This is a genomic window from Streptomyces sp. VNUA24 (assembly GCF_029167005.1).
GTDB lineage: Bacteria > Actinomycetota > Actinomycetes > Streptomycetales > Streptomycetaceae > Streptomyces > Streptomyces scabiei.
Genome location: NZ_CP119143.1, coordinates 3,135,330 through 3,161,174, shown reverse-complemented (window position 1 = coordinate 3,161,174; position 25,845 = coordinate 3,135,330). Strand labels below are relative to the sequence as shown.

The 25,845-nt window shown below is 72.2% G+C and carries 17 protein-coding genes; 7 read left to right on the top strand and 10 right to left on the bottom strand.

Annotated features, from left to right (window positions below):
* Nucleotides 1–13: 13 nt before the first annotated feature.
* Genes sbnB through PYR72_RS13160 form a run of 4 tightly spaced genes read right to left on the bottom strand, consistent with a single transcriptional unit; the run spans nt 14 to nt 7,087 of the window.
* Entirely contained in the window at nt 14–1,054 is a 1,041-nt protein-coding gene (gene sbnB, locus PYR72_RS13175) for a 2,3-diaminopropionate biosynthesis protein SbnB (protein WP_275455527.1), read from the bottom strand.
* A complete protein-coding gene (locus PYR72_RS13170; RefSeq protein ID WP_275455526.1) occupies nt 1,051–2,103 on the bottom strand; it encodes a TauD/TfdA family dioxygenase in 1,053 nt (350 codons plus the stop codon). The genes sbnB and PYR72_RS13170 overlap by 4 nt, the downstream gene beginning before the upstream one ends.
* On the bottom strand, nt 2,100–4,562 hold the full coding sequence (locus PYR72_RS13165; RefSeq protein WP_275455525.1) for an amino acid adenylation domain-containing protein: 2,463 nt from the start codon (nt 4,560–4,562) through the stop codon (nt 2,100–2,102). Before PYR72_RS13165 ends, PYR72_RS13170 begins: the two co-directional genes overlap by 4 nt.
* A gap of 14 nt (nt 4,563–4,576) precedes the next feature.
* Nucleotides 4,577–7,087: a Pls/PosA family non-ribosomal peptide synthetase gene (locus PYR72_RS13160; protein WP_275455524.1), complete on the bottom strand. Its 2,511-nt coding sequence runs from the start codon at nt 7,085–7,087 to the stop codon at nt 4,577–4,579.
* 566 nt (nt 7,088–7,653) lie between these two features.
* Between PYR72_RS13160 and PYR72_RS13155 the strand changes: the two genes are divergently transcribed.
* The gene (locus PYR72_RS13155; protein ID WP_173402848.1) at nt 7,654–8,778 is read left to right on the top strand and encodes a YihY/virulence factor BrkB family protein; all 1,125 of its coding nucleotides are present in this window, start codon (nt 7,654–7,656) and stop codon (nt 8,776–8,778) included.
* Between the two features lie 59 nt (nt 8,779–8,837).
* Nucleotides 8,838–9,524 (top strand): helix-turn-helix domain-containing protein, encoded by a 687-nt coding sequence (locus PYR72_RS13150; protein ID WP_275455523.1) that lies wholly within the window; start codon nt 8,838–8,840, stop codon nt 9,522–9,524.
* Nucleotides 9,525–9,545: 21 nt separating this feature from the next.
* Here PYR72_RS13150 and PYR72_RS13145 read toward each other — a convergent pair whose 3' ends face one another.
* The 3 genes from PYR72_RS13145 to PYR72_RS13135 form a co-directional block, all read right to left on the bottom strand.
* Nucleotides 9,546–9,956 carry a VOC family protein gene (locus PYR72_RS13145; RefSeq protein WP_275455522.1) on the bottom strand — a complete coding sequence of 137 codons (411 nt, stop codon included), beginning with the start codon at nt 9,954–9,956 and terminating at the stop codon, nt 9,546–9,548.
* Between the two features lie 109 nt (nt 9,957–10,065).
* Nucleotides 10,066–12,072: a sulfatase gene (locus tag PYR72_RS13140; RefSeq protein WP_275455521.1), complete on the bottom strand. Its 2,007-nt coding sequence runs from the start codon at nt 12,070–12,072 to the stop codon at nt 10,066–10,068.
* Between the two features lie 205 nt (nt 12,073–12,277).
* Complete coding sequence (locus PYR72_RS13135) at nt 12,278–13,318, bottom strand: LacI family DNA-binding transcriptional regulator (protein WP_275455520.1); 1,041 nt, start codon at nt 13,316–13,318, stop codon at nt 12,278–12,280.
* 349 nt (nt 13,319–13,667) lie between these two features.
* Here PYR72_RS13135 and PYR72_RS13130 point away from each other — a divergent pair, with 349 nt between their 5' ends.
* A complete protein-coding gene (locus tag PYR72_RS13130) occupies nt 13,668–14,678 on the top strand; it encodes a helix-turn-helix domain-containing protein (RefSeq protein ID WP_275455519.1) in 1,011 nt (336 codons plus the stop codon).
* A 214-nt stretch (nt 14,679–14,892) separates the two neighbouring features.
* Nucleotides 14,893–16,512 (top strand): carboxylesterase family protein, encoded by a 1,620-nt coding sequence (locus PYR72_RS13125; RefSeq protein WP_275455518.1) that lies wholly within the window; start codon nt 14,893–14,895, stop codon nt 16,510–16,512.
* Nucleotides 16,513–16,531: 19 nt separating this feature from the next.
* On the opposite strand, the gene mmuM is transcribed toward PYR72_RS13125, so the two are convergent.
* Complete coding sequence (mmuM, locus tag PYR72_RS13120) at nt 16,532–17,485, bottom strand: homocysteine S-methyltransferase (protein WP_275455517.1); 954 nt, start codon at nt 17,483–17,485, stop codon at nt 16,532–16,534.
* 134 nt (nt 17,486–17,619) lie between these two features.
* Between mmuM and PYR72_RS13115 the strand changes: the two genes are divergently transcribed.
* Complete coding sequence (locus PYR72_RS13115; RefSeq protein WP_275455516.1) at nt 17,620–19,092, top strand: amino acid permease; 1,473 nt, start codon at nt 17,620–17,622, stop codon at nt 19,090–19,092.
* A gap of 59 nt (nt 19,093–19,151) precedes the next feature.
* Here PYR72_RS13115 and PYR72_RS13110 read toward each other — a convergent pair whose 3' ends face one another.
* Entirely contained in the window at nt 19,152–21,263 is a 2,112-nt protein-coding gene (locus tag PYR72_RS13110) for an autotransporter (protein ID WP_275455515.1), read from the bottom strand.
* Nucleotides 21,264–21,499: 236 nt separating this feature from the next.
* Here PYR72_RS13110 and PYR72_RS13105 point away from each other — a divergent pair, with 236 nt between their 5' ends.
* Both PYR72_RS13105 and PYR72_RS13100 read left to right on the top strand, forming a co-directional pair.
* Entirely contained in the window at nt 21,500–22,573 is a 1,074-nt protein-coding gene (locus PYR72_RS13105; RefSeq protein ID WP_275455514.1) for a glycoside hydrolase family 43 protein, read from the top strand.
* 11 nt (nt 22,574–22,584) lie between these two features.
* Nucleotides 22,585–23,997, top strand: a complete 1,413-nt coding sequence (locus PYR72_RS13100; protein WP_275455513.1) for an RICIN domain-containing protein — start codon at nt 22,585–22,587, stop codon at nt 23,995–23,997.
* Nucleotides 23,998–24,004: 7 nt separating this feature from the next.
* Here the strand turns inward: PYR72_RS13100 and PYR72_RS13095 are convergent, their stop codons facing one another.
* Nucleotides 24,005–25,699, bottom strand: coding sequence for a rhamnogalacturonan lyase B N-terminal domain-containing protein (locus PYR72_RS13095; protein WP_275455512.1), 1,695 nt, complete (start codon nt 25,697–25,699; stop codon nt 24,005–24,007).
* Between the last annotated feature and the right edge of the window lie 146 nt (nt 25,700–25,845).

Genomic DNA, 25,845 nt, shown 5'->3' with positions numbered 1-25,845 from the left:
TGCGCCCGGCCCCTCAGCCGTGGCGGCGCAGCTCGTGGAAGAAGTCGTCCACGACCCGCAGTCCGCCGGAGCGGGCCACTTCCCCGTGGACATGGGCGCCGACCGCGAGGTCGAGGACCCCGAGGCCGAAGGGTGAGAAGACGACCGGACGGTCGTCCGGCACGTCCGCCCGGCCGGTGAGGACGTCGTGGAGCGTTCCGTCGAGGAAGTCCCGGTTTCCGGTGAGCCGTTCGGTCAGGTGCGGTGAGGTGTCCGCCTTGAGGCAGTGCTCGACGTCGTCGACGAAGTTCGCCGACGCGAGCAGCACCTCGGGCGCGAGATCGCGCAGCGACACGTGCAGCACCAGCGGGTGGTGGGCGAACCACTTCGGTTCACGGACGTGCGGCTCGCCCGCGATCGTCGCGAACACCACCAGGTCGCTGGCCCGGATCAGGCCCTCGGCACCGTCGTGCACGGTCACCCGGCCCGTGGCGCCGGACCGCTCCAGGTACCCCCGGAACCCGGCCGCGCTGTCCGCGGACAGGTCGTGCACCCCCACCTCCTCGAACACGAACCCGGTCGCCGCGAGGAACGTGTGGACGTACCGGGCGATCAGGCCGGTGCCGACGAAGCCGACCCGGGCCGGGCGCGGCGCCCCCCGGCGCGCGCTCAGCCGGTCGGCGGCCAGCGCCGCCGACGCCGCCGTCCTCGTCGCGCTGACGACCGAGGCCTCCAGACACGCGAACGGATAGCCGGTGGCATGGTCGTTGAGGATCAGCACGGCCGAGGCGCGCGGCAGCCCGGACGCCGTGTTCTCCGGGAAACTGGAGATCCACTTCAACCCGTCCACCCGGACCTTCCCGCCCAGCGAGGCGGGCAGCGCGATGATCCGCGCGGACGGACGGTCGGGGAAACGGAGGAAGTACGACGGCGGGTTGACCGTGTCCCCCGTGTTCCCGTCGCCGTGCAGGAGATAGACGGACTCGACCAGGTCGACGATCTCCCGCTCCCGGCCCCGCAGGGCCTGCTGCACCTGGGCGCCGGAGATCACGGCGAAACCCGGAACCTCGGTCATACGCGACTCACCTCGTCCTTCGTCGGGAAACCGGCCGCCCGTACCGGATCGGCCAGGCCCACCAGCAGCTCGCGGGGCCCCTCGAAGGGCTCACGGCCGTGGGCACAGCGGATGTTGTCGACGAGGAGCAGGTCGCCCGGCCGCCACGCCCGGCGGACGGTGTGCGCCTCGTAGACCTCGTTGAGGGTCCGGACGACGTCGGCGCCGATCGCGGTGCCGTCGCCGTAGCGGGTGTTGAAGGGCAGTCCGTCGGCCCCGTACACGTCCACCAGGTACGCGCGCACCTCGGCGTCCAGGGTCCACTCGCTGAGGAAGGCGATCTGGTTGAACCAGCAGCGGCGTCCCGTCACCGGGTGCCGCAGCACGGCGGGGCGCCGCTGCCGGGTGCGCAGCGACCCGTCGGGCCGCCAGTCGACGTCGATCGCGTGCGCCCGGCAGTAGGTCTCGACGGCGGCACGGTCGTCGGTGCCGAACGCCTCGGCGACCGACGCCCCGATCTCGTCGTTGTACGAGCGGGTGAGCAGCCAGCCCTCCCGCTCGAACCGCTCGGTCACCTCCGCCGGCAGCGCGTCCAGCACGGCGGCCGCGTCGGCGACCCCGGTCGCCCCGCCCCGCCCGGCGGCCTCCAGACAGGCGAAGAGCAGCAGGCCGGGGAAGTCCAGGGCGTAGCTCGACTCGTGGTGCATGCACATCGGCTGGTTCGACGGCCAGGCCGTCGGCGCGTGCACCCCGTCCCCGTACGTCCGCCGGGGCGCGAACGCCTCCCGCTCGACCGTCAGGGTGTCGGTCAGGCCCCGGAAGACCCCGCCCACCTCGGCGGCGTCCCGCAGCCCGAGTCCGCGCACCAGCAGCGAACCGTGCTCCGCGACGGCGGCCCGCAGCGCCCCCCGTCGTCCGGCCGCCCACCGGGAGGCGGGTTCGCCGGGGGTGACGGTGAGGAGCGGCGGACCGTCGGTCGACAGCACGATGTCCGGCAGCGGAAGGGAGACCCCGGTCGCCGTGTCCTCCCGGCGGCGCCCGGCGGCCCGGCGGCGGCTCAGGAAGCTCATGACGGCCTCCCCGCTCCGGCGGCGCCGGCCCTCGTGTCGATCAGCGCGGCCAGCCCGGACAGCACCGGATGCGCGGTCACGTCGGCGGGGGAGACCGCTCGCCGCAGCGCGATCGCGAGCCGCACCGCCGCCAGCGAGGTGCCGCCCCGGTCGAAGAAGTGGTCGTGCCGGCCGATCCGGGCCCGCGGCACCCCGAGCACCTCGGCCCAGGCATCGGCCAGCCGCTCCTCGGTGGCCGTCGCGGGCGGCCCGCCCGCCTCCCGGTCCCCCGTGCCGAGTTCCTCGGCCAGCGCCGTCAGCGCCCGCCGGTCGGTCTTGCCGTTGGCGGTCAGCGGCAGGCTCTCCCGCCGGTGGAACACCGACGGCACCATGTACGCCGGCAGCGAGGCCGCCAGCCGGTCCCGCAGTTCCTCGACGGGCAGGGGCCGGCCCGAGTGGAAGGCCACCAGGTGCCCGCCCCCGGCGACCACCACCGCACCGTCCCGCACGCCCGCCACCCCGAGCAGCGCGTTCTCCACCTCGCCGATCTCGATACGGAAGCCGCGCACCTTGACCTGGGTGTCCCGGCGGCCCAGGAACTCCAGCTTCCCGTCGGGCCGCCAGCGTCCGTGGTCCCCGCTGCGGTAGAGCCGTTCGCCGGGCCGGTACGGGTCGGTGGTGAAGGCGTGCGCGGTGCGCTCGGGGTCGTTGACGTACCCCCGCCCGACACAGACCCCGGAGAAGACGATCTCCCCGGGCGCGCCCAGCGGCACCGGCGAGAGGCTCTCGTCGACGACGTACACGCGGACGTTGTGCACGGGACGGCCCAGGGGCACCCGGCTCCCCTCGGGGGCCCGGTCCATCACCTCGTGATTGGTGTCGTCGGAGGTCTCGGTCAGCCCGTAGGCGTTGACCAGGGGTGTGCCCGGCTCGTGCGCGAACCAGCGCTCCACCAGCTCCTTCTTCAGCGCCTCCCCGGTCACCGACACCCGCCGCAGGTCGGGCAGGGGGCGCGGGTGCCGCTCCAGGTGGGCGAGGACCGCTTCGAGGTACGACGGCACGACCTGGAGCACGTTCACCCGGCCGTCCACCACCCGGTCGACGAACCGTCCGACGTCCAGGATCGCCTCCTGCTCCACCAGCAGGGTCCGGCCGCCCGCCAGGGGTCCGGCCAGCAGCTGCCACAGGGAGATGTCGAAGCACTGGGGGGCGGTCTGGGCGACCGTGTCCCCCGCGCCGATGCCGAGGTCGTCGAGCTTGGCGTACAGGTGGTTGAGCATCCCGGCGTGCTCGCACATCGCGCCCTTGGGCTCGCCCGTGGAACCGGACGTGAAGTAGATGTAGGCGAGCCGGTCCGGTCCGATCTCCAGGCCGAGGTCGCCGTCCTGGTGGGCCTCGTCGTAGGCGTCCTCCACCAGCAGCCGCCGTACGCCGGGCAGGGCGGTCAGAGCCTCGTCCAGCGTGGCCGTGGAGCCCCGCTCGGTGAGCACCTGCTCGCATCCGGCGCGGGCCAGCGTGGTCGCGACGCGCCCGGCGGGGAAGTGCGGCTCGACGGGCAGATAGACACCACCCGCCTTGAACACCGCGAGGACGGCCGCCATCCAGTCGAGGTTCCGCTCGGTCACCACCGCGACCACGCCCTCGGGGCGCAGGCCCCGGGCCAGCAGGGCCCGACCGAGCCGGTTGGCGCGGGAGTTGAGTTCGCGGTACGTCCACCGCCGCTCGCCGTGGACGGCCGCGACGGCGTCCGGGCGGGTCACGACCCGCCGCTCGAACAGCTCGTGCACCCGGCGGTCGGGCAGGTCGCGGTGGGGCCCCGCCAACCCGTCGAGCTGGAAACGGAGTTCGTCGTCCGGCACCAGGCTCCGCCGCTCGTGCCCTTCGTCCGGTGCGGTGGCCAGCAGAGTGAGGGCGGTGACGTGGTAGCCGGCGATCCGGGCCGCGGCGTCCTCGTCGAGCGCGTCGGTGCGGTAGCGCAGCCGCAGCGCCGGGCCGTCGGCGCGGTGCACCAGCCCCACCCGCAGGACCGCGTCCCCGCCGAGGCCGTCGTCGCCCCCGCCGGTGTCGAGCACCGTCTCGAACGGCGGCTCCCCGAGGCCCAGTTCGTGCCGCAGGGCGTCCACCGGATGTCCGGCGTGCGTCCGCAGCTCCGCCGTGGCCCGCCGCGCCCCCTCCCGCAGCGCGCGCCAGGTGCCGCCGGGTGCGACGGTGATCCGGCAGGGCAGCGGGCTGCCGTCCACCAGCAGGCCGGTGACGACCTCGCTCTCGCCCGACAGTGCGGCGAGCACCTTCGCGTGGGCGGCCGTCAGCGCGGCCGTACCCTCCCCGGCGGTGGGCCATTCCTCGGGCAGGGCGACGTCCAGGACGCCCGTCCCCTTCTCCGGGTCCGTGCTCCACCGCGGTATCACGGTCCGCCCGCCGGCGGTGAGCACCTCGTGCCAGTACGCGCGGGCGGCCTCGCCCGACTCCGACCGATCCATCGTTCTCCCCCGATTCACCGTGCTCCGGTGTTCTCCGTCGCCGGGTTCCCGCCCCAGCGCGCGTGCGGTGGCACCTGCTCGCCCTTCATCAGGAAGGAGTCCGGCGCGAGCACCGCTCCCTCGCCCAGGACGACGCCGTAGTGGACGAACGCCCCGACCTCCAGCGTGGCGCCGGCGCCGATCGTGACGTGGTCGGACTTGTAGGTGCCGTCCTCCTGCGAATGCGCCTGGATCTTGCTGCCGGCGGCGAGCGTGCAGTCGTCCCCGACGGCCGTCAGCGTCCGTTCGGTGATGTACACCCCGTCGTCGAAGACCCGGCGCCCGATCCGCACCCCCAGCAGCCGCCAGACGAGGGGTTTGTACGGGGTGCCGTTGAGCACCTCCAGGTGGGCGTCCGGCAGTTTCCACAGCCGCTCCTGCCGCCAGAAGACGGGGTCGTAGATGGAGCACAGCCGGGGCCGCAGCGGCCGGAAGCGGGTCAGGGTCCGTTCCACCAGCGCGTGGAACAGGACGGTGAACACCAGCGCCGCCAGGGGCAGCGCGGCGAGCGCGAGCAGTTCGTGCGGCTCGTCCCCGTGCCCGTAGAGGTCGTAGGCCGCGAAGCCGAGGACGGTGAGCGCGCAGGTGTGCAGCCAGCGCAGGAACAGGAACAGTGCCATCGAGCGCAGGTTGAAGCGGTTCTTCGCGGCGAGCCTGCGGCCGAGTTCCGGGCCCTCGCGCAGATGGTCGAAGCGGCTGTCGCGCTCCACCGAGCGGGGGATCTCGAAGGGCGGCGAGCCGAGCAGCCCGACCCCTTCGCGGATCTCGCCGTCGAGCGGCACCAGCACCTTCGTCGCCAGCAGACAGTTCTCGCCGGTCCGCCCGCCCACCGGGTAGGCGATGGCGTTGCCCAGGAAGTTGTGCCCGCCGATCGCCGTGCGGGACACCCGGAAGGAGGTGGAGGAGTATTCCGCGTTCATCACCGACAGCCCGTCCGCGACCATCGTGCCGCTGCCCACCCGCACCAGGTACGGCGTCTCGTGCTGCACCGCGGTCCCGAAGTTGGAGCCGGTCTGCTCGACGCGCGCGAGGTCGTACCCGAGGGCCCGGAGGCAGGGGACGATGTACGAGCTGTCGCCGCACAGCCAGGTGAAGAACTTCCGGTTGGTCGACCGGACGATCGCGCGGTGCACCGAGTAGTGGAAGCCGTACAGCGGATAGGTACGGTCCGGCCGCACCAGCGGGCGCAGCAGCCGGGGGACGAGGAACACGGAGACCGCCGCGACGACGACGGAGCCGGCGAACAGCGCGAGCGACAGGGCCGTCGCCTCCGCGTAGAAGCGGGCCGAGGTGAGGTGCAGCGCCGCCGGGTCGAGCAGGGTCTCCAGCTCGGGTGCGGCGGTGAGCAGCAGATGGGCGCCGCCGACCGTCAGCGGCACGTACACCAGCAGTGCCTGGAGCAGGGCGGCGAGGCCGTAGCCGGCGCGCCGGAGCGTGCGGCTGGGCAGCGGGGCGACCCGGATGTGGTCCACGGCGGTGCGCCGGGCCGGTGAGCCGTGCCAGCTCTCTCCGGCCGGCACCGACTCGCCGTCCCGCAGCGCGGAGGAGTGGCCGAGCTGGGCGCCGTCTCCCAGGGCGGTGCCGATGTCGAGGACGGTGTGCTCGCCGACGAAGGCGTCCCGGCCGAGGGTGACGGGGCCGGTGCGGATGTGCCCGGCGCGCGCCCGGTAGCAGAGGAAGGCGCAGTCCTTGCGGATGACCGTGCCCGCCCCGATCGTCAGCAGATCGGTGCAGACCGGGAGCGTGCGGCTGAGGATCGTGACGCCCGGTCCGATGCGGGCCCCGAGCGCGCGCAGGTACAGCACGTACAGCGGGGTGCCGACGAGCAGGATCATCGGGCTGGTGCGCAGCAGCGTCCTGACGGTCCAGAACCGCAGGTACGCCGGCCCCCAGACGGGGAACTCCACGCGTTTCCACCGTCCCACCAGCAGCCATTTGGCGGCGACCGGCAGGGCGCACAGGGCGGTCAGGGCGAGCGCGCCGAAGACCGCCGAGCGCAGGTAGACCGCGACGAGCCCCGAGGCGTCCGCCACCCACGCGTACCCCCGTGCGTATCCGGCGGTGGCGAGCAGGCAGTACCCGGCGAAGAGGAGCAACTGCAGGGCCCCGCACAGGGCGTAGCGCAGGGTGCTGCCCACGGGCACGGGGCCGGCGGGCGGCGGCGGGGCGGGTGGCCCGGCCGGGGCGTTCGTCAGCGCGGCGGCGAGGCTGCGGACGGTGGGGTGACCGTAGACGTCCCGGATGGACACCGACGGCAGTTCGGGGTGCTTCCTGACGCGGGCGCAGAAATGCGCCATGGTGAGCGAGTTGGCCCCGAGATCGTCGAAGAAGTGGCTTTCTGCGGGCACGTGTTCGACGCGAGCGACATCGGCCAGGAGTTCGGCCATAAGTCGTTCGATGGTGGTGTTCGATTTCTCCGCGTCCGGCTCGGCCCTCTTGGCCTCGCCCGGTTCTTCCGCCACGGACCGTGGCGCTGGACGTGTCATTGAATTTCTCCGCGACAGGTAGTGCGATGGAAGGCGCCCGGGGGTGAACGGGACGGCGCGCGGAATGACAGAAGGAGGGGAGGGGTGCGGAAAAGGAAAGCGGTGACGTGAGGGACGGAATCGATCGGACCTGCCGGGGACCGAAGGGGATTGCCCGGCCTGTGCTCTGCCGGCACCTGCTCCGGACGGGCGCGGCGGAATGCAATCCGGATTCTTTCGGTACATTCGGGAACGGGTCAAGCAGGGTCGGGTGATTGACGCTTTCCCGCCCTTTTTCCGCTCTCTCCCGTGATGTCGGACCCGAACCCGCCCCCGGCTTCAGCGGGCAACTCTCCAGGAAAAGAAAAGAATGCGCCGGATCGTTCACCTTCGGGTCTCGTCATGATTCGGCCAGCACGTGCATGACAGAAAAGGCGATCCGGAATCACCTTTGATTTCTCCTGGGTTTCCCCGGGTTTGCTGTCTCGTCACGCGACCGGAGGGAACCGTGCGTCGCACGCGGACCCCGGCGCGGCCCACGGCACCGGGAGGTGAGGGTGACACGCGCAGGCGGATACCTTTAGGGCGTGCAGCCAGCAAGTCAGTCACCCCCACCGTCGGCGAGCCCCCATGGGCGTCTCCACCGCGCGCGCGCCCTCTACCGGGACGTGTCCAAGCGCAGGACCGCCTGGCTGCTCCTGAAGGACACCGTCAACTCCTGCATCGAGTACCGCATCCTGGGCCTGGCGGCCGAGGCGGCGTTCTTCACGCTGCTCTCCGTGCCGCCGCTGCTGCTCAGCATGATCGGCCTGCTCGGCTACGTCGACGACTGGACCGGCGCCGACACCATCGCCAGCCTGGAGCTCAACCTGCTGGAGGCCTCGCGGACCGTCCTGTCCGAGAAGGGTGTCGCACAGATCGCGCAGCCGATCCTGGACGACGTGATGAAGGGCGGTCGCCCCGACGTCATCTCCATAGGCTTCCTCTTCGCCCTGTGGTCCGGCTCCCGCGCGGTGAACGTCTTCATCGACACCATCACCGTCATGTACGGCCTCGACGGCGTCCGCGGCATCGTCAAGACCCGCCTCATGGCGTTCCTGCTCTTCCTCGTGGCGCTGCTCATCGGCTCGATCGCCCTGCCGCTGATGGTGGCGGGACCCGACGCCGTCGTCCGGATCGTCCCGTGGTCCGCGACCGTCGTCCAGGTCCTCTACTGGCCCGTCGTGATCGTCCTGTCCATCGTCTTCCTGACGACGCTGTACCACGTGTCGGTGCCGGTCCGCTCTCCCTGGGTCGAGGACGTCCCCGGCGCCCTCGTCGCCCTCGGCATGTGGGTGCTGGGCAGCTTCCTGCTGCGCATCTACCTCACCAACACGGTCGAGGGAGCGACGATCTACGGCTCGCTGGCCGCCGCCGTCGCCGTCCTGCTCTGGATCGGTGTGGGCGCCTTCGCCGTGCTCGTCGGCGCCGCCGTCAACGCCGCGATCGACCGCGTCTGGCCGGCCGCCGCCACGGCCGCCGCCCGCGCCGCCAACGAGCGCCTGCGCGAGGAACAGGCCGCCGAGTACGTCGCCCGTGCCGCCGCCGCCCGCACCTACGATCCCGAGGACCCCGACATGCCCTCCGAGTTCCCGGAGCGCTGGTCCCGCTTCCTCCCCCCGGAGGACGTGACCTCGCGCCTGCGGTCACCCGTGAAGAAGGGCGAGGACTGACGGCGGCCCCGCCCGCAGGGGCGGACGCGGGCCGGCCTCCCGGGCGTAGCCTCGTTCCCGTGTACGAGGAAAGGGCTTCCCGGCTGGACGGGGCCGTGGTGTGGAGCGACGGCCCGGGCGGACCGGGCTCCGGGCGGGTCCTGCCCGACGGGTGCATGGACCTGCTGTGGCACGAGGGGCGCCTGCTGGTCGCCGGCCCCGACACCCGGGCGTACGTCACCGGCGGGTCGCCCGGCGGCTGGGCCGGGCTCCGGTTCTTCCCCGGCCAGGCGCCCGCCTTCCTGGGGGTGCCCGCGCACGAACTGCGCGACCGGCGGGTGGCGCTGGCCGACCTGTGGTCCCCGGCGGACGTACGGCGGCTCACCGCGCGGGTGAACGCGGCCCCGGATCCCGTGCGCGGACTCGAAGAGGCGGTCCTGGAACGGGCTGCCCAGGTGGCGCGGCCCGACCCGGTGCTGCGCCAGGTCGTCGCCGCCCTCGACGCGGGCCGGCCGGTCGCGGCGACCGCCGACGAACTCGGCCTCGGAGCACGGCAGTTGCACCGCAGATCGCTCGCCGCGTTCGGCTACGGCCCCAAGACCCTGGCCCGTGTGCTCCGGCTGCGCCGGGCGCTCGCGCTCGCCCGGGACGGCGTGCCCTTCGCCGAGACGGCGGCCCGCAGCGGGTACGCCGACCAGGCCCATCTCGCCCGTGACGTGAGGGAGTTGGCGGGCCTGCCGCTGGGTGAACTGCTCGGCGGGCGCTAACGGCCCCCGCAGGGCCCCGGGCTACTCGGGGGCGGGGGCAGGGGCCGGCAGGGGTGCGAAGAGGTCGACGCCGTGGCCGTCCGGGTCGAGGACGACCGCGTACCGCTGGCCCCACACCGCGTCCCACGGCGGGGTCTCGCCCCGGTACCCGGCCTCCACCAGCTCCGCGTACACCGCGTCGACCTCGGCCGGACCGTCGCACAGCAGGGCCAGCCCGGCGCCGCCGCCCGTCCCCGGGCGGAACCCCGGACGGAAGGACCGGACGGTCTCCACGGTGTCGAGCAGCAGCCGCAGCCCGCCGGGCAGGTGGGCCTCGGCGTGCGGCAACTGCTCGGCGCCCTCGGGGAAGGCGAAGCCGAGGCGGCGGTAGAAGGCGACGGAGGCGGCCATGTCCGAGGCCACCACGCCGATCGCGTCGAGTCGTGGAGTCATGCGGCCACCGTAGGCGGACCGCCGCGGACCGGTCTTGAAGGAATCGGACACGGGCCCCGCATCCGTCGCGGGGCCCCTCCGGGGCCGCGGAGTCCGCCGCCCGTGTCCGTCAGGAGGTACCGCCCGGCCGCTGCGGGCCGAACGCCGTCATGAAGCGGTCGCGGAACTTGTCCATCCGCCACACCGGGGTGTTGTCGGCGGGCTGGAGACCGTCGGTCCAGCCCCAGTCGGCGACCTTCTTCAGGACCTCGGGGTCCTTGGCGACGATGGAGACGGGCACGTCGTGGCTGGGGTTGGCGCCGGTGACCGTCTTGTTGGGCTGGTGGTCACCGAGGAAGACCAGGACGGTGTCCCGGGAGCCGTGCTTGGCCACGAAGTCGACGAGACTGCTCACCGAGTACTGGATCGACTTGCGGTACTCGTCCCGTACGGCCAGCGGGTCCTTCCAGACCTCCGTGGGGTCCTTGCCCTCGGCCTTCTGCAGCCCGTGGTAGACCGACCCGTCGCCGACCTGGTCGTCGGGGATCGTGCTCGGGATGGGCGCCCACGGGTTGTGGCTGGAGGTCAGGATGATCTCCGCCATCATCGGCTCACGGTCCTTCTTGCCGTGCTCCAGCTCCTCGAACGCCTTCAGCGTGTACTGGTCGGGCATCGTCGACCAGCTGAACTTCGGTCCCTTGTAGCCGAGCTGGTCCGAGTCGTAGATGTGGTCCAGGCCGAAGTACTTGCCCTCCGGCCACGCCTTCTGGGTACCCGGCACGACACCGACCGTGCGCCAGGCGCCGGTGCGCCGGAACGCCTCGGTGAGGGTGAGCCGGTCGCTGGCGACGAGGTTGGCGTAACGCGACTGGTTCTTGATCCACAGACCGGACAGGAACGTGGAGTGACCCAGCCAGCTGCCGGCGCCCGTGATGGGGGAGCGCAGCCAGCCGCTCTGCGACGCGTACCCGGCGTCCTTCAGCTCCTGCGTCTTCTGCGCGAGCGTCCGGCTGAGCGGCTCGCCCATCCGCGGGTCGTCGATCGCGGAGCGGCCGTAGCTCTCGATGAACGTGATCAGGACGTCCTTGCCGCGCAGCCCCGTCAGCAGTTGCTCGGGCGGTACGTCCGCGAAGGCGTCCACGGCGGACTGCTTGCGGAACGCCTCGCCGTCCTTCAGGCCGTCGCTCACCGACTCGATGCGGTTCTCCACGAGGGTCGCCGCGCTGTGCGAGGCGACCGGGACGTCGGCCACCTCCAGCGTCAGCGTCGAACTGACGATCCACGCGGTGCCCAGGACGAGCAGCGTCCGGCCCGCCGTGTGGCGGTTGCGCGTCATCAGCCGGCTGATCCGTGCCACCGCCAGTGTCATCAGCACCGGCAGCACCAGCGTCAGCGCGATCACCCCGACCGTCACCGCCAGCGCTGCCGTGTCGCCGAGCGAGTCCTGGACGAACGTCCGCGCGTTGTCCAGCAGGATCCAGTCGAGCACCAGGTCGAACGGGCGGTCCAGGGTCCAGTACGACCCCATGTCCAGCATCTTGAGCGTCGTCAGCAGCCCGAGCAGCACGCCGACCACCACCACCGCCACGCGCCGCGCCTTCGCCGGCAGCACGAGCAGCAGCCCGCCGACCAGGATCCCCTCCGCCGGGAGGCGCAGGAACCGTCCGAACTCGATCTTCGTGACGTCGTTCGGCACGAGCAGCGCGAACAGGACGAGCGCGACGGCCAGTCCGGTCACGGCCCAGGTGACGTAACGCGCGGCCCGGGGGTGCGTGGTGCGCCAGCCGGAGGAGGGTGCGGGGGATGCGGGGGTGGAGGCGGGTGCCGGGTCCGGCGACGGGGCGGACGACTCCGCCTCGGTCTCCGTCTTCGGCTCCGACTCGGGCTGCGCGTCCGTCTCCGTCTTCGGCGTGGATTCCGGCCCGGCATCGGGTGCGGACGTGGAGTCGGGCTCGGCGCCGGTTGTGGCCTCCGCCCCCGTACGAGCCTCCGCTTCCGCCTGTTCGCTCGCTGTCGCCGTCGCGTCCGGCGAAGCCGCTACGGACGTCGGCTCCGGAGGGTTGGCTTCGTCCGGGGTCCTGTCGTCGTCCGGTGCCGGTGTCGGTCCCGGAAGCTGCGGCGAGCGTATGTGCGACAACCCGAAGGTCCTTCCCTGTGGAGCATGTGGAGCTCGGTGCTGGTGGAGCGGAGTGGGCCGGGGCCGCTGGAACCGCCGGACCCCCCGAGGGGCCGATTTGCTATGCCGTACGGTCCCACGACGCCCACCGTTCACCCGCACTCAGGGTCTTCGCAACCACTTGACCGAACCAAAACGCGCCCATCGCCAACCCGTTCCCACCTGCTCAGACCGAGCGTGGCGCCCCCGTGCTGGACCGCTCCACCAGCCGAGTCGACAACTCGGTGCGTGTGCCCTCCGGTTGGTCGCCCTCCATCATCCGCACCAGCAGCCGGAGCGCCGTCTGCGCCATCTCCGACAGCGGCTGACGGACCGTGGTGAGGCCGGGAGTCGCCCAGCGGGCCTCGGGGAGGTCGTCGAACCCGACCACGCTGATGTCGTCCGGCACCCGCAGCCCCCGCTCGGCCAGCGCCGCGTACACCCCGAGGGCCATCTTGTCCGAGCAGACGAACACGGCGGTCGGCGGCTCGGGGAGGTCGAGCAGCTGGAGCATGCGGTGATGGGCGGTGGTCTCGATGAAGTTGCCGTAGCGCACGTACTCCGGCCGGTACGGGATCTTCGCGGCCGCCAGCGCCGAGCGGTAACCCGCCACCCGGGCGCCGCTGCACATCTTGCGCCGGTACCCGGCGATCACCGCGATCCGCTCGTGCCCCAGGGACAGCAGATGCTCGGCCGCGGTCATCCCGCCCTGCCAGTTGGCCGCGCCGACCGACACCACGCCGGGCGGCGGTTCGAGGACCGGGTCGATGAGCACGAACGGGATGCGGTGCTGGGTGAGCCAGGAGTGCTGGGCGGGGGACAGCTCGGCCAGGTTGAACAGCACGCCCGCGGAACCCCGGGCGGTGAGCCTGTCGAACCAGCCGCGTTCGGGACGCACGCCCCGGGTGCGGCTCAGACCGGCCGAGACCACGACCTCCAGGCCGGCGTCGTGGGCGGCCTGTTCGACACCGTGCAGGACCGCGCCCGACCAGGAACTCTCCAGGGAGTGGACCACCAGGTCGACCATGCGCGGCGGCTTCGTCACCTCGAACCGGGGTCTGCGGACGTATCCGAGCCGGTCCAGCGCCTCGGTGACCCGGCGCCTGGTCTCCGGGGCCACGTCCTCCCGGCCGTTGACCACCTTCGAGGCGGTCGGCACGGACACCCCGGCCTCGCGTGCCACCACCGCGAGCGTCGGCCCGGCCGTCGCGCTCCCGCCACGCACCATCGCGACTCCACCTCTCAGGCCCCGTCCCGGGGGCCGGTGAAATTTTCGAACAGCGTCGCCCGCGCGACGGAGGCGTCCCTCGCGTAGCAAGCGCTTCCTACCGTAAGCCCAACTCAACACGGCGGGAAGAAGCAGGGATTCACAGGACCGCCCGTGCCAAAACTTTCGAAACTTCGAACAAGGGGTTCCGGGTCGGTCGGCCGATCGGGCTGAGCGATGGAATTCGGACGCAGCGGAGCGCGAGGGACGCGAGCCCGTCGCCCGTGGCCCCTCCGGAGCGGGCCGCACTGCGCACCCATGTTAAAAAGTGACGCCGTAAGTGCCCGGCGGGGGATCGATGGGGGACGGGATGATCGGGACGGTGTTCCGGAGCGAGGACGTACCGGAGGCGGACAGATTCGACTACTGGCGGGAACTGATCGCCCGGACGCGCTCGAACGATTTCATCAGCACCCACTCCGCCGCGTTCTTCGGGCAGCTGGGCCTGCTGGAACTGGGTCCGGCGACCGTGATGCGCACGTCCTTCCTGCCGACGCGGTTCCGGCGGAGTCCGCGCATGGTGCGCCAGTGCGACCGCGAGCTGTACCACCTGACCCTGATGCTCGACGGCGGCATGGTGCTCGACCACGCCGGACGGATCACCACGTACCACGCGTACGATCTGCACCTGGTCGACAGCTCGCAGCCCTACGACTTCCGGCCGGCCGACGACCGGGAGCGCCGGGTCCTCCGCGGAGTCGGCGTGGACCTCCCGAAGGCGCTGCTGCCGCTGCCGCCGCACCGGGTGGGGGAGCTGCTGAACCGGCGGCTGTCGGGGCGCGAGGGAATCGGTGCGCTGCTGCTGGACTTCCTCGCCGGACTGGAACGGCGGGCGGACTCGCTCCAGCCCTCCGACGCCCCCCGGGTGGGGGTGGTCGTGACGGACCTGCTCGCGGCCTGGGTCGGTCAGCTGCTCGACGCGGACGCCGCCCTGCCGCCCGAGACCCGTCTGCAGGCCCTGGCGGAACGTATCCGGGCGTTCGTGCGGCAGAATCTGCACGACCCCGAACTGACGCCTCCCGCGATCGCCGCCGCGCACCACATCTCCGTCAGCTACCTGCACCGCATCTTCCAGCAGTACACGCAGGGGGAGACGGTCGCGGCCTGGATACGGAGACAGCGGCTGGAGGGCACCCGCCGCGACCTGGCCGACCCGGCCCTCGGCACCACACCGATCCATATGATCGCCGCGCGCTGGAACTTCCCGCGCGCCGCCGACTTCACCCGGGCCTTCCGCGCCGCCTACGGCCTCACCCCCGGGCAGTACCGGCTGCAGGCGCTCGCCGAGCGGGAGCAGCCACGGCCCGCGCCGATGCCGTAGTCACCCGGAACGGCGGCCCGACGGCCGTCCGCACCGAACGGCGGCCCGACGGCGTACCGGCAGGAGCCCGGCCGCGCACCCCGGCGTACTCCGGCCGGGTACCCGTCCCCCGAACGGCCGTCCCAGCCCCGGCACGACCGGAATACCGCGAAGGGATGTGGTGCTCTGAGGTGGACGACGGTCCACGAGCGGGCGGGCGTGAGGAGCTGGTGCGATGACGGCAGACCGGCAGGGCCCCGTGGTGAGGACGCCGTACGGTGCCGTACGCGGCGTGTACGAGTACCGCGACCAGGGCGGGAACGGGGACGGCCGCGGCGAACGGATCGCGGTGTTCCGGGGCATCCCGTACGCGGCCCCGCCCTTCGGTCCGCGCCGGTTCCGTCCGCCCGCGCCGCCCGAGCCCTGGACGGGGGTGCGGGAGGCCGTCGCCTTCGGGCCGACTCCCGCGAAGCCGCCGTACTCGGAGGCGTTCGCCCGCCGTCTCTCGGACCCCGTCGTCCCGGGCGACGACTGCCTCAACCTGAACGTGTGGACACCGGACCCGCGCCCGGGAGCCCGGCTGCCGGTCATGGTCTGGATCCACGGCGGCGCCCTCACCCGGGGTTCGTCGGCGGTGCCGGTCTACGACGGCGCCGCCTTCGCCCGTGACGGTGTGGTGCTGGTGTCCCTCAACTACCGTCTGGGAGTGGAGGGTTACGGCCTCTTCCCGGACGCCCCGCCCAATCTCGGGCTGCGGGACCAGCTGGCCGCGCTGGAGTGGGTGCGGGAGTCGGTCGGCGCCTTCGGCGGCGACCCGGACCGGGTGACCCTGGCCGGGCAGTCGGCGGGAGCCATCAGCGTCGGCGCGCTGCTGGCCGTCCCCCGCGCGCGGGGCCTGTTCCGACGGGCGGTCCTGCAGAGCGGGCCGCCCGAGGCCCTGGACCGGGACAAGGTGCGGCGCATGGTCCGCCGGATGGCGACCCGGCTGAAGGTCCCGGCGACCGCCGAGGCGTTCGCGGCCGTGGAGCGGTCCGCTCTCGTCGAGGCGCAGGCGGAGGTCGGCCGTCTCAGCAGTCCGGTGCTGGGCGGTCCCGCCTTCGGCATCGTCGTCGACGGCGAGCTGCTGCCCACCGATCCGCTGGAGGCGCTGACCGAGCACGGCGCGGCCCCGGGCACCGACCTCCTGATGGGCTGGACCCGTGACGAACACCGTCTCTGGCTCGTCCCCGGCGGCCTCCAGGAACGCGTGGACCGTCTCGGCGCGGTCGCCCTGGCCGGCGCACGGGCCCGCTGCCGCTGCGGTCCGGAGCTGCCCCGCGGCTACCGCGACCTCCACCCCGACATGGGAACCGCCGACCTGGTCGGCCGGCTCGTCACCGACCACCTCCTGCGCGTTCCCCTGCACCGGGTGGCGGACGCCCGCCTCGGCCAGGCCCACTCCTACCTCTACGAGTTCGCCTGGCCCTCCGGCGTCCCCGCCCTCGGCTCCTGCCACGCCCTCGAACTCGGCTTCGTCTTCGACACGGGCGACACCCCTGCCTCCACCAAGCTCGCCGGCGAGAACCCGCCGCGCGACCTGGCCGCCGCCATGCACACCGCCTGGGTCCGCTTCGCGACGGAGGGCACCCCCGGCTGGCCCGCCTGGGACCCCACCCACCCGGTCCGCGTCTTCGACACCCCGGACACCCCGGACAGTCCGGACGGCCCCCGGATGGTGCTCGGCCCCTACGACCCCGAACTCGCGCTCTGGGACGCCGACACCCGGCGCCCCCGGCGGGTGCAGGGCGCGGGCACCTTCGTCACCTCGGGCGGAGGCCCGCTCCCGGCCCTGCGCCGCTTCCGCCGCAGTCCGTGAGACCGGGCCGGGCGGCCCCTCAGGCCAGGGTCCGCGCGATCGCCGAGATGGCCTCCGGTCCCACCCGGCAGCAGCCGCCGATGAGCCGGGCCCCGGCCGCCCGCCACCCCAGCACCTGTTCCGTGGTGAACGTGGACCGCCCGGTCCAGGACCGGGCCGCCGCGTCCCAGGTCTCGCCGCTGTTCGGATAGACGACGACCGGCTTTCCGGTGACCCGGACGGCCGTCTCGATCGCGCCGTCCACGTCCTCGGACGCGCAGCAGTTCACCCCGACGGCGACGATCTCCTCGGCGTCGGCGGCCAGTGCGAAGGCCTCCTCCAGGGGCTGCCCGGCGCGGGTGCGGTCACCGGCGACGGTGTACGACAGCCAGGCGGGCACGTCCAGACCGCGCACCGCCCGCAGCAGGGCCTCGGCCTCGTCGGTGTCCGGGATCGTCTCCAGGGCCAGCACGTCGGGGCGGGCGGCGGCCAGCACCTCCAGCCGGGGCCGGTGGAAGCGCTCCAGCTCGGCCACGCCCAGCCCGTAGCGGCCCCGGTACTCGGAGCCGTCCGCGAGCATGGCCCCGTACGGGCCGACCGAGGCGGCCACCAGCAGCGGGCGTGCGCCGCCGCGGGTCCCGGCCTCCGCCGCCGCGTCCGCGGCCAGCCCGATGCTCAGGGCCATGAGTTCGGCCGCCCGGTCGCCGTCGATCCCGCGCTTGGCGAAGCCGTCGAAGGTGGCCTGGTAGCTGGCGGTGATCGCCACGTTCGCGCCCGCCTCGTAGTAGGCGAGATGGGCCTCGGTGATCGCCTTCGGGCTCTCCGCGAGCAGCCGCGCCGACCACAGCTCGTCGCTCAGGTCGTGCCCGGCCGACTCCAGCTGGTTGGACATACCGCCGTCGAGAACGAGGACGTCGTCGGCCAGGGCCGCGGCGAAGGGGCCGGACGGAGGGCCGGGGACGGGGGAGGGGCTGCCGGATGCGTTGCTGGTCATGCCGACGACGGTAACCGAGCCACGGGGGCGGACCCACCCCGTGTGTGTCCATCAGATGAACAGATCGCCCACCATGTGGAACGCGGCGGTACGATCGCGCCCTCCCCTTCCCCGCTCATCCCCCGGGAACCGCCATGACCACCACCAGCACCCCCGAGGCCACCGAGCCCGAACCGGCCCCGGCCACCGGCACCGAGGCGACCGCGGCCTCCGGGCCGGGCGCGCCGGGCGAGGCCGTCCCGGGCCGGAAGTTCGGCGTCGTGGCGGCCACCGCCCTCGTGATGGGCAACATCATCGGCGGCGGCATCTTCACGCTCCCCGCCGCCGTCGCCCCGTACGGCACGGTCAGCCTGCTCGCCTTCGGCGTCCTATCCGTGGCCGCCGTCCTGCTGGCGCTGCTCTTCGGGAAGCTGGCCCGGCGCAGCCCGGTCACCGGTGGCCTCTACGTCTACCCGCGCGACGCCTTCGGGCCGTTCGCGGGCTTTTTGTCGGCCTGGTCGTACTGGACGATGTGCTGGGTCAGCATCGCCGCGCTCGCCGTCGGTGTGGTCGGCTACGTGGACGTGCTGATACCCCTGGGCGACAGCAAGGCCGTCCCGGCGCTGGTGGCCCTGGCCGCCCTGTGGCTGCCGGCCGCCGCCAACTTCGCGGGCACCCGCTATGTGGGCGCCGTGCAGGTCGTCTCCACCGTGCTGAAGTTCGTACCACTGCTGCTGGTCGCCACCATCGGCCTGTTCTTCGTCGACGCCGACAACTACGGCCCCTTCAACGCCTCCGGCGAGAGCACGCCCGGTGCGATCGCCGCCGCCGCCGCGCTCCTGCTCTACAGCTTCCTCGGTGTCGAGTCGGCCGCCGTCAGCGCGGGCGAGGTCGAGGACCCGGAACGCACCGTGGGCCGCGCCAGCGTCCTCGGCACGCTCGCCTCCGCACTGGTCTACATCCTCGGCACGGTCGCCGTGTTCGGTCTGGTCCCGCACAAGGAGCTGGTGGAGTCCGGGGCGCCCTTCGCCGACGCCGTGAACGCGATCGCGGGCGGCAGCTGGGGCGGCACGGTGATCGCGCTGGTCGCCGTCGCCTCGATCGTCGGCTGCCTGAACGGCTGGGTCCTGCTCAGCGCCCAGATGCCGTACGCCGCCGCCCGCGACGGCCTCTTCCCCCGGCGCTTCGCCCGGGTCGGCAAGGGCGGTGTGCCCGGCTTCGGCGTCCTCGCCACCGCCGTGCTCGGCACCCTGCTGATCGTGATCAACTACGCGGACGACCCGGACACCGCCTTCCGCGTCCTGGTCCTCATCACCACGTTCACCGGCTGCGTCCCGTATCTGCTCTCCGCCGCCGCCCAGCTGTACTGGCTGGCCCGGGGCACCCGCGAGCGGGTCCGCCCGGCCGGACTGGTCCGGGACCTGATCGTCGCCGCGCTCTCCTTCGCCTTCTCCTTCTGGCTGATCGCCGGCGCCGGCTACGCGGCCGTCTACCAGGGCGCCCTGTTCCTGTTCGCGGGCATCCCGGTCTACGTGTGGCTGCGGGGCCGGCAGGAGGGCACCGAGGAGACGGACGCCGGGAGCGGGCCCGAGGGCGGGGCGGAGGCGGTCGCCGAGGTCCGGGCCTGAGCCGCGGCGCGGCAGCACACCGCCCCACCGCGCCCGGCATGCCGGGCGCGGTACGCGGCTCAGCCCGCGGCCGCGTGCCGGCCGCCGCCCTTGCGGCGGCCCCTCCCGCGGTGGCGGGCCACCGGAACCAGCAGCCCGCACAGCCCGCCGAGGGCGAGCGCGTACGGCCACCAGCCGAGTCCGGAGTCGGCGGAGGCGCTCAGGGTCCGCGTACGGGTCTCGACGGCCCCGGCACCGGCGGTGCTCTCGGCCGACGGTGCCCGGTGCGCCTTCACCCGGGTCAGCACGACGTCGTTGCCGTCACCGCCGCGGTAGGAGATCCGGTACGTGTGCTCGGCCGGCCGCACCTCGGCGCCCTCGGGCAGCCCGGTGAACGTACCGGTGGTCCGGCCGTTCCCCCGGTGGTCGATCACGGTGACCCGCGCGCCGGGACGGCCGTCGGAGACCAGCGCCGCGAGGTCCAGTCCGCCGGCGAGCCGGGCCGCTCCGTTCACCCTCAACGGCCGGTCGCGCAGCACCAGTTCGCCCTTCGCGGTCTGGGTGTAGCCGCCGGTCACCGTGAGACCGGTGGCGACCACGCCCGCGTTGGTCACCGCCCCCTCCACCGTGCCCCTGCCGGACAGCGACCTGGTCACCCTCAGCCCGGCCGCGCCGACGTCGAGCCTCGCCCCCGCGGTGGTGAGCCGAACGGCCCTGCTCCGGCCGAGAGTCGCTCCGTCCCGGAGCGCCAGGGTGCCCTTCGTGACCGTCGTCGCCCCGGTGTAGGTCACCTCGCCGCCGGTCAGGGTCGTGGTGGCCGTGCCCGCCTGGGTGAGCGAGCCGCTGCCGCCGACCCGTGCCAGGGTCACCGGCTTCGCGACGTTCCGCACGATCAGCGAGCCGTCGTCGATCACCCGGCAGAGGGCGCCCGCGGTGCGCAGACCGCCGTCCCCGCCCGGCCTGCCGCTGCCCAGCCGCAGCACCGCGCCCTTCTCGACGGTCGTCGACCCGTCGTAGTACTGGACGGCGGCGAAGGTGACGTCGTTGCCCCGGGTCCCCGCGATGACGACGTCCCCGGCGCCCGGCGCGGAGAGCGTGTCGTGGAAGCGGCCGCCGCCGATGGGGGCGCCCAGGGTGACCGGCCCGTCGTAGTCGAAGGTGAGCCGTGAACGGGAGCGCGCGGCGAGGAGGTTGATGTAGACCGTCTCGGCGGTGCCCGGCATGAAGATCTTGTTCGTCGTCCCGTCGCCCCACTGGACGTTCGCGCCCTTGATGTTGGTGCCGCGCTTGTTCACGTTCTTGCGCGCCGGCGTCCAGTTCAGGGCGGGGTCGCTGAGGGAGGGGTTGGTGTCGCCGCCCCGGTCGGACCAGCTGTACTGACCGGTGAGGATCACCTTGCTGCCGGGCCGCGACTGGACGTTGATGTCGCTGCCGTACTCGCGCTGGTAGAAGTCCATGCCCTGGGTGACGGTTCGGCCGAGCGGGGTGTCCACGGTCCAGGTGCCCTGGTTGAGGACCTTGCGCGCGTGCGGCAGCGCGGTCGCGAACTCCGGGCGCCCGGCGTTCACCTGCGTGCCGTTGTCGATGACGCCGGTGAAGGGGTGGGTGCCCGAGAGGTCCCAGGTGGCCCACAGGAACCTCGGCTGGCTGACCAGGCCGGAACCGCTGATCGTCCCCAGGTTGTACGCCACGTCCTTCAGGGCGAGCCGCAGGGTGCCGTCGACGCGGATGTTGTTCTGGTTCAGCCGGAACGCCGGGGTGCCGTACGGGTAGTGGCCGATCACCCCGGTCGCACCGCGGTTCCCGTACTGGAGGGTCGCACCCCGCTCGACGGTCACGGCCGGCGGGTCCGGGCGGGTGACGGTGACGTACGGGTGGTTGCCGCCGAGGATCCGCACGCGTTGCCGCTGCCGGGGCTTGGGCAGGGTGAAGTCGCTGTCCCGGGTGAGGACCAGCGTCCCGGTGCCGCGCACGGTGAGGGTGCCGGTGCCGCTGAACACACCGTCGTACGTGGTCGTCCCGGGCGGCACGGTCACCACCGTGTCCCCGGTGAGCGTGACGTCCCGCCCGGCCAGTACGTCGGGGGTCGCGTCGCGGGGGCCGGCGGCGGTGGCGGTGGGGGCGCCGAGCAGGAGGGCGGTGACCGCCAGGGCTCCGGCGGCGGCCGCTGTCTTGTGGGTTTGGCTGTGCACGGTTCGGAGACGGTCCGGGGCGCACGCCGATAACAGAAACCTCGCGAGGTCCGGCTTTTCTCCCCATCGGTTCGTTCCTGTGAGCTTGTGTTCGTCTCGCCCGACCCGTTGACCTGGACGTAACACACCCTTACCTTTTCGCCGTTCGACATGACCGATCTTGTGCGAAATGTCGAACGATTCTGTTTTCTTTTGTCTCCCCCCACCGTGCAGCACTCTGCAGAGAGGCAGACCGCGTGAGCCGCGAGCACGAACTCCCCCAGCCCCCCGACCGAAGGCTGCTCCTGAAGGGCGCCCTGGCCGCCGGCGCCCTCGCCGCCCTGCCCCCCACCGCCGCCCACGCGTCCCCCGGCCGGCCCGCGTACGTCAACCCGCTGGTCCGCAACCGCGCCGACCCGCACATCAACCGGCACACCGACGGCTTCTACTACTTCACGGCGACCGCGCCCGAGTACGACCGGATCGTCCTGCGCCGCTCCCGCACCCTGCGCGGGCTGTCGACGGCCGCCGAGTCCGTGATCTGGCGCAAGCACGCCACGGGTGTGATGGGCGCGCACATCTGGGCGCCGGAGATCCACCGCATCGACGGCAAGTGGTACATCTACTTCGCCTCCGCGCCCGCCGAGGACATCTGGGCCATCCGTATCTGGGTCCTGGAGAACTCCCACCGCGACCCCTTCAAGGGCACCTGGGTCGAGCGCGGGCAGCTGAAGACCGCCTGGGAGACCTTCTCCCTGGACGCCACCACCTTCACCCACCGGGGCTCCCGCTACCTCGCGTGGGCACAGCACGAGCCCGGCATGGACAACAACACGGCGGTCTGGCTGTCGAGGATGGCCGACCCGCTGACCCTGACCGGCCCTCAGGTGCGGCTGACGACACCGGAGTTGCCCTGGGAGGTCATCGGCTTCAAGGTCAACGAGGGGCCGTCGGTCATCAGGCGCAACGGGCGGCTCTTCCTGACCTACTCGGCGAGCGCGACCGACTCGCACTACTGCATGGGCCTGCTGACCGTCGACGCGGACGCCGACCTCATGGACCCCGCCAACTGGTCGAAGTCCCCGACACCGGTCTTCACCAGCAACGACACCACCCACCAGTACGGTCCGGGCCACAACAGCTTCACGGTCGCCGAGGACGGGTGCACCGACGTCCTCGTCTACCACGCCCGCCAGTACAAGGACATCGTCGGTGACCCCCTCAACGACCCCAACCGCCACACCCGGATCCAGCGCCTCGGCTGGAAGCCCGACGGCACCCCCGACTTCGGAGTCCCCGTAGCCGACACGACCACCCCGAACACCCGGTAAGGAGAGCTGACATGAGACGTGTGTACGCGACGCTCCTCGCGCTCTGTCTGGCGCTGGCCGGCGCCCTCGTCACCGCCGGCCCCGCCCAGGCGGCGCCGCAGACCGTCCCCAACGGCACCCAGTTCAAGGACACGTCGGGCAACCCCCTGCACGCCCACGGCGGCGGTGTCCTCAAGGTCGGCGCCTACTACTACTGGTTCGGCGAGAACCGCAACGCCGACAACACCTTCAAGTACGTGTCGGCGTACCGCTCCACGGACCTGAAGACCTGGGAGTTCCGCAACCACGTCCTGACCGAGGCCACGGATCCGGAACTGGCGACCGCCAACATCGAGCGGCCCAAGGTCATGTACAACGCGGCCACCGGCAAGTTCGTGATGTGGATGCACAAGGAGAACGGCGTCGACTACAGCGAGGCCCGCGCGGCCGTCGCCGTCTCCGACACCGTCGACGGGAACTACACCTGGCGGGGCAGCTTCCGGCCGCTCGGCCAGCACATGTCCCGGGACATCACCACCTTCGTGGACACCGACGGCACCGGCTACATGATCTCGGCGGCCCGCGAGAACTACGACCTGCAGATCTACCGGCTCACCGCCGACTACACCGGTGTCGCCGCCCTCGTCGCCGACCCCTGGCACGGCGGCCACCGCGAGGCACCCGCCCTGTTCAAGCGGGGCGGCGTCTACTTCATGCTCACCTCGGGCGCCACCGGCTGGAACCCCAACCAGCAGCAGTACGCCACCGCCACCAGCATCGCGGGCCCCTGGACCGCCATGACCAACATCGGGGACTCCACGGCCTTCGGCTCGCAGACCGCCTACGTCCTGCCCGTGCAGGGCACCTCGGCCACCTCCTACCTCTACCTGGGCGACCGCTGGGGCAACTCCTTCGGCGGCACGGTCAACGACTCCCGCTACGTCTGGCTGCCGCTGACCTTCCCGACCTCCACCACCATGTCCCTGTCCTGGACCCCCGAGGTCACGATCGACACGGCCACCGGCACGGTCGGAGGGACGAGCGCCACGTACAACACGCTGATCGCCCGCCACTCCTCCAAGTGCGCCGACGTCACCAGCCAGTCGCAGTGGCCGGGAGCCCAGATCAAGCAGTACACCTGCAACGGCGGCAACAACCAGAAGTACTGGTTCAAGTCCGTCGGCAGCGGCTACTACCAGCTCATGACCCGGCACAGCTCCCTGTGCGTGCAGGAGAACACCGGCACGGTCACCCAGGAGAACTGCGACTCCTCGAACACGGCCCAGCAGTTCTCGCTCGTCACCACCGGCTCCTACGTGAACGTCAAGTCCCGCGCGACCGGCAAGTGCCTGGACGTCAGCGGCGCGTCCACCGCCGACGGCACCGCCGTCATCACGTACGCGTGCGGCAGCGGCACGAACCAGCAGTGGACGCGCGGTACATGACGTCTCGTCAGCTCAGGAGGTCGATCGCGTCGACCGACGTTCCCGCGCTGAGATAGGACGTCGACCCCGATCCGCTCACCACGTTGATCCGCAGCACGTTGTACTGACTCGTGTCGGTCAGCCAGGCCGACGCGGGCACGCTGTAGGTGAACGTGTGGTTGTTGCCCCGGTAGGACCCGTTCGTCAGTGACCGGGTGTTCGGCTGGGTGGGCGGAGAGGGGATCGCCGAGGTCCACCGGTCGTTGACGACGACCTGCGGCCGGCCGTTGGCGTAGGCCGTCGTCACCCCGATGCGCAGGGTGTGGGCGGCGGCGGCCTGCGCGGCGGTCAGCCTGAAGTACACGAGGAGACCACTGTTCACGTCCTTCCAGAGGTAGCAGGGGAAGCCCGAGGTCTCGGTACCGCTGCCGACGACCACATTGCCGGTCCAGGCGGCGGCCCGGACGTCCGACGGATGCGCGTACGTCATCAGCTCGGCGTTCTTGAAGCCGCCCGGGGTGCCGTTCCAGTCGTTGATCCGCCAGATCGCGCTCGCGTTGGACGGGTCGTTCGAGGACGGGATCGCGATCGAGTTCAGGGCCGTCGTACCACCCGCGGTGACCGTCACCGAGGTGGTGTACACCGCCAGTTCGCCCTTGAAGACCGTCAGCGTGTACGTCCCCGGCAGCACCCCCGTCATGGAGAACCAGCCGTCCGACGCCCGGGCCGGACCCCAGTACTGGGCGGCCGCGTTGGCGAGTCCGACCGTGTACGCGTACGCCGTGTTCCGGCCGGTGATGCCGACGCCCGTGACCCGGCCCCGGCCGCTCGCGGGGACGTATCCGGACAGGCCGAGCGAGTCCGCCCACGGGGTGGTCAGCGTGCCCGGGAACAGCGACGAGGAGGGCGCCCCGCCGTCCGTGAAGGCGATCACGTAGGGCCCCTGGAGACCGAACCGCTGGTCCTCGGTCTGGTTCTGGCCGTAGTACAGGATCTCGTAGAGGCCGCCGCCGTCCGCGCTCTGGTGGCGCAGCAGGGAGCGGTAGAAGGGGCCGCCGGAGGCCTTCTCGTGGTTGCTGCGGACCATCCACAGGCCGACCGAGCCGGTCCTCCAGCCGATGTGGTCGTAATCCATGACCCGCAGCCGGGAGTAGTGCTTGGAGCGGGTCTGGCCGTCGGACTTGGCGAAGACGTCCGACGCCTCGATGGTGGTGGGCGCGTAGGTGTACGCGTCGGGCTCGTCGTTGAGGAAGAGGCCCGCCTTCACGCGGACGATGTAGCGGGTCGCCGACACCGAGGTGTCGGCCTTGTGGGTCCACAGGTAGATGTTGTTCTCGCCGCTGCGGGCCGCGTAGTAGTGCTTGAGCGTGCCGTAGGCGACGGAGACGAGGATCGTCGAGCCGGACTGCCTGATGGTGACGCTGGAGGCGCCGAGACCGGACTCGATGTGCGAGTTCATGCCGCCGTAGCCCTGGTACTCCGTGCCCCGGTAGACCAGCGAGGAGAGGTCGCCATTGCTCTTGCGGACCTTGAACACGAGGTTCGCGCCGGTGTCGATCACGTAGTGGGTGCCGTCGTCGGTGTAGCCGAAGGCCGCGGCCCGGGCGGTGCCGGCCAGGGGGCCGGTGAGCGCGGCCCCGGCGGCGGTCGCGGCGGCGCCGACGACGAAGGCGCGGCGGCCGGGGCCGGACGCGACCTCGGACGGGGTGGGGGATTCGGCCATGAGGGCTCCTCGGGTGCCGTGGGGGGAGTGCGGTGATTCGGAAGGGTGACAGTTGAATCGTTTTCGCGAAAGGGCTTTCGCGCGACGGAAGTTGGCAATCATGTGAATGACGCGACACCTCTAGAAAGCGCTTGTCGAACGATGTA

Excerpts from the sequence above, each read along its gene's own strand:
- sbnB (WP_275455527.1), bottom strand. The coding sequence starts at position 1,054 with ATGACCGAGGTTCCGGGTTTCGCCGTGATCTCCGGCGCCCAGGTGCAG.
- PYR72_RS13170 (WP_275455526.1), bottom strand. The coding sequence starts at position 2,103 with ATGAGCTTCCTGAGCCGCCGCCGGGCCGCCGGGCGCCGCCGGGAGGAC.
- PYR72_RS13165 (WP_275455525.1), bottom strand. The coding sequence starts at position 4,562 with ATGGATCGGTCGGAGTCGGGCGAGGCCGCCCGCGCGTACTGGCACGAG.
- PYR72_RS13160 (WP_275455524.1), bottom strand. The coding sequence starts at position 7,087 with ATGACACGTCCAGCGCCACGGTCCGTGGCGGAAGAACCGGGCGAGGCC.
- PYR72_RS13145 (WP_275455522.1), bottom strand. The coding sequence starts at position 9,956 with ATGACTCCACGACTCGACGCGATCGGCGTGGTGGCCTCGGACATGGCC.
- PYR72_RS13135 (WP_275455520.1), bottom strand. The coding sequence starts at position 13,318 with ATGGTGCGTGGCGGGAGCGCGACGGCCGGGCCGACGCTCGCGGTGGTG.
- PYR72_RS13130 (WP_275455519.1), top strand. The coding sequence starts at position 13,668 with ATGATCGGGACGGTGTTCCGGAGCGAGGACGTACCGGAGGCGGACAGA.
- PYR72_RS13125 (WP_275455518.1), top strand. The coding sequence starts at position 14,893 with ATGACGGCAGACCGGCAGGGCCCCGTGGTGAGGACGCCGTACGGTGCC.
- mmuM (WP_275455517.1), bottom strand. The coding sequence starts at position 17,485 with ATGACCAGCAACGCATCCGGCAGCCCCTCCCCCGTCCCCGGCCCTCCG.
- PYR72_RS13115 (WP_275455516.1), top strand. The coding sequence starts at position 17,620 with ATGACCACCACCAGCACCCCCGAGGCCACCGAGCCCGAACCGGCCCCG.
- PYR72_RS13100 (WP_275455513.1), top strand. The coding sequence starts at position 22,585 with ATGAGACGTGTGTACGCGACGCTCCTCGCGCTCTGTCTGGCGCTGGCC.
- PYR72_RS13095 (WP_275455512.1), bottom strand. The coding sequence starts at position 25,699 with ATGGCCGAATCCCCCACCCCGTCCGAGGTCGCGTCCGGCCCCGGCCGC.